Genomic DNA, 1,493 nt, shown 5'->3' on the forward strand with positions numbered 1-1,493 from the left:
AAATCGGATCACCAGAAATGGCCCCCCTTCTCCCGAAGTTACGGGGGCATTTTGCCGAGTTCCTTAACCATAGTTCACCCGAACGCCTCGGTATTCTCTACCTGACCACCTGAGTCGGTTTAGGGTACGGGCCGCCATGAAACTCGCTAGAGGCTTTTCTCGACAGCATAGGATCATCCACTTCACCACAATCGGCTCGGCATCAGGTCTCAGACTATGTGCACGACGGATTTGCCTACCGTGCGTCCTACACCCTTACCCCGGGACAACCACCGCCCGGGCTGGACTACCTTCCTGCGTCACCCCATCGCTTACCTACTACCACCTTGGGTCAGCGGCTCCACCACTCCGACCTCGTCCGAAGACTCAGCCGGCGGCTTCACGGCCTTAGCATTAATGGGCTCGATATTGGGCGTTTCAAAGCGGGTACCGGAATATCAACCGGTTGTCCATCGACTACGCCTGTCGGCCTCGCCTTAGGTCCCGACTTACCCTGGGCAGATCAGCTTGACCCAGGAACCCTTAGTCAATCGGCGCACACGTTTCTCACGTGTGTATCGCTACTCATGCCTGCATTCTCACTCGTGAACCGTCCACAACTCGCTTCCGCGGCTGCTTCACCCGGCACACGACGCTCCCCTACCCATCACAGTCCCCGTTGGGGGTATGTACTGCAATGACACGACTTCGGCGGTACGCTTGAGCCCCGCTACATTGTCGGCGCGGAATCACTTGACCAGTGAGCTATTACGCACTCTTTCAAGGGTGGCTGCTTCTAAGCCAACCTCCTGGTTGTCTCTGCGACTCCACATCCTTTCCCACTTAGCGTACGCTTAGGGGCCTTAGTCGATGCTCTGGGCTGTTTCCCTCTCGACCATGGAGCTTATCCCCCACAGTCTCACTGCCGCGCTCTCACTTACCGGCATTCGGAGTTTGGCTAAGGTCAGTAACCCGGTAGGGCCCATCGCCTATCCAGTGCTCTACCTCCGGCAAGAAACACACGACGCTGCACCTAAATGCATTTCGGGGAGAACCAGCTATCACGGAGTTTGATTGGCCTTTCACCCCTAACCACAGGTCATCCCCCAGGTTTTCAACCCTGGTGGGTTCGGTCCTCCACGAAGTCTTACCTCCGCTTCAACCTGCCCATGGCTAGATCACTCCGCTTCGGGTCTTGAGCGCGCTACTGAATCGCCCTGTTCGGACTCGCTTTCGCTACGGCTTCCCCACACGGGTTAACCTCGCAACACACCGCAAACTCGCAGGCTCATTCTTCAAAAGGCACGCAGTCACGAGAACAAGGCAAGCCTTGCTCCGACGCTCCCACGGCTTGTAGGCACACGGTTTCAGGTACTATTTCACTCCGCTCCCGCGGTACTTTTCACCATTCCCTCACGGTACTATCCGCTATCGGTCACCAGGGAATATTTAGGCTTAGCGGGTGGTCCCGCCAGATTCACACGGGATTTCTCGGGCCCCGTGCTACTTGGGAA

General features: G+C 57.0%; 1 rRNA gene (running past both ends of the window). It reads right to left on the reverse strand.

Going from position 1 to position 1,493, the window contains the following annotated elements:
* Window positions 1–1,493 (reverse strand): 23S ribosomal RNA (locus tag ABZ070_RS35390) (it extends past both window edges: 1,117 nt to the left, 134 nt to the right).

This window comes from Streptomyces sp. NPDC006283, from assembly GCF_040613325.1.
GTDB lineage: Bacteria > Actinomycetota > Actinomycetes > Streptomycetales > Streptomycetaceae > Streptomyces.